The following is an 825-nucleotide window of genomic DNA, read 5'->3' as shown; positions in this document are numbered from 1 at the left end:
CGGCATTGTTCTGTCTGACACACCTGGGATTCTTTGGCCAAAAGTGGAAAACCCACATAGTGGTTTCCGTTTAGCGGCAACGGGTGCCGTAAAAGATACGGCAATGGAGTATGACGAAGTTGCGTTTTACACTGTTGAGTATCTAGCAGCGCATTACCCAGAACGTCTAAAAGAACGTTACCAAATCGAAGAGCTGCCAGAGTCTGACATTGAGATCATGGAAGAAATTGGCCGTCGTCGCGGCGCGCTACGAGCAGGTGGCCGAGTGGATCTTCATAAAGTATCTGAGATTCTACTTCACGAGCTTCGACAAGGTACACTAGGACAAATCACTCTTGAGCTTCCTGAGATGATTACTCAAGAACTGATCGAAGTCGAAATAGAAACGGCTCGCAAAGAAGAAGAGAAAGCGAAACGTAAGGAAGAACGTCGTAAACGTTACTTACGTAACAAACGCTAAGCTCTTTTTCTCACTCTATTCCTAGGCGCGATTTTCGCGCCTTTTTTGTCCGCCACTTTTACACCCAACTAGATAACCCCGCCTCATCAACGTAACCACATTTTGTCGTATTTACGTGGAACCTTGTACCACATCTTTTACGGCGTACAAGCACAAAAAACCATGTTTATTTATTGAACACAAACTAGTTTAGACCCCCACAGCCTAAGGAGTTACAGCCACCATCCAACCCTTAAATATCGAGTTTGCAAGCGCTAGCAAAGTTATGCAACTTGATTAGTGACACTCTCCCCAAAATCCTCAATATAAATAAGGTCAGCGCTGGCGTTTTTCCAAATCACAAAGAGATTTATTATGTGTACTAA

General features: G+C 44.1%; 1 pseudogene. It reads left to right on the top strand.

Annotation, left to right across the window (positions count from 1 at the left end):
• Positions 1–460, top strand: a pseudogene (locus R7O13_RS25735) (ribosome biogenesis GTPase YlqF); the annotation flags it as partial.
• Between the last annotated feature and the right edge of the window lie 365 nt (positions 461–825).

Source organism: Vibrio sp. Y176 (assembly GCF_033438945.1).
This window is presented reverse-complemented; position numbering and strand designations above follow the sequence as displayed.